The sequence below is a fragment of the Psychrobacter sp. 1U2 genome (assembly GCF_051847575.1).
The window spans coordinates 1-1,153 of the sequence record NZ_JBPYDC010000371.1 but is presented as its reverse complement, the minus strand read 5'-3'; the positions used below and the strand labels follow the sequence as shown (position 1 = coordinate 1,153).

Here is a 1,153-nt window from a genome sequence, read left to right as displayed (position 1 = left end):
CAGACACCTAGAATCTTGCACGATGACAGATTAAACGGTCAAGGCGGTACAGGGGCTCAAGGTGAAGAGCAATACTATGATGATCCAGATGCGCCGATGATGTCAGAAGAAGAGCGCAACCGTATGCGTGAAGAGCTGCTAAAACTGTTTGAACAAGACACCGCGTCGCAATAAGCAAGACGGGCATGGTAATTACCCAATAAAAAGCGCGCTATCTTATCTAAGGTAGCGCGCTTTTTATTGGGTATTTTTATTTTCATAAATGAGTGGTTATTTCACGATAGGCTCATGATTGATGTAAATGACTCCTTGCACACGGCAACAGCAAGGCAGGATTTCATCTTCTTCGATCATAGCAAGCGGTGCAAACGGATAATCAACCACATGTGAGCTGGCTATGCGCTTGACTCGGCAGCTACCACAATAACCTTCACGGCACTGATAATTGACCTCGTGCCCTGTACGCAGCAGCCCATCGAGCAGGCTTTCATCATCATGCAAATAAAACTGTTTTTTACTGGTCATTACCCAAGTCATAGTCTATCCCAGTAGTACTTTGTTATCGTTGTATCCATCTACGCAAAGCATATTCTATCTTTAAGACTCAAAACGGTCTTAAAGCTCAAAACTGTATTAGAGCTCAAAATCATCAAAATCGCTTTCTGATAGATCCGAATCAATCTGCCCGACCAAGTATGAGCTGATCTCTGTCTCTTGCGGGGCAACTTGTACGTTATCAGACGACAACCATGTATTGATCCATGGAATCGGATTTGATTTCGAATTTGGGAACGCTGATGGCAAGCCGACCGCTTCCATACGCAAGTTCGTAATGTATTCAATATATTGACAAAGGATGTCTTTATTTAGACCGATCATCGAGCCATCTTTAAACAGATAGCTGGCCCATTCTTTTTCTTGCTCGGCCGCCTTACGGAATATCTCAACACTCTCATCATAGCACTCGCTTGCAATCTCGACCATCTCAGGATCGTCTTTGCCGTTACGCATTAAGTTAAGCATGTGCTGCGTGCCAGTTAAATGTAGCGCCTCATCACGAGCGATAAGCTTAATAATTTTGGCATTGCCTTCCATCAATTTGCGCTCAGCAAAAGCAAACGAGCAGGCAAACGACACATAAAAGCGAATGGCT

General features: G+C 44.1%; 2 protein-coding genes. Both read right to left on the bottom strand.

Annotation, left to right across the window (positions count from 1 at the left end):
- Positions 1-270: 270 nt before the first annotated feature.
- Positions 271-537 carry a class I ribonucleotide reductase maintenance protein YfaE gene (gene yfaE / locus ACS8FD_RS15900; protein WP_299187604.1) on the bottom strand — a complete coding sequence of 89 codons (267 nt, stop codon included), beginning with the start codon at positions 535-537 and terminating at the stop codon, positions 271-273.
- Between the two features lie 96 nt (positions 538-633).
- Positions 634-1,153: ribonucleotide-diphosphate reductase subunit beta (locus ACS8FD_RS15895; protein ID WP_439276561.1), on the bottom strand; the 520-nt coding region annotated here is incomplete at its 5' end.

Excerpts from the sequence above, each read along its gene's own strand:
- yfaE (WP_299187604.1), bottom strand. The coding sequence starts at position 537 with ATGACTTGGGTAATGACCAGTAAAAAACAGTTTTATTTGCATGATGAT.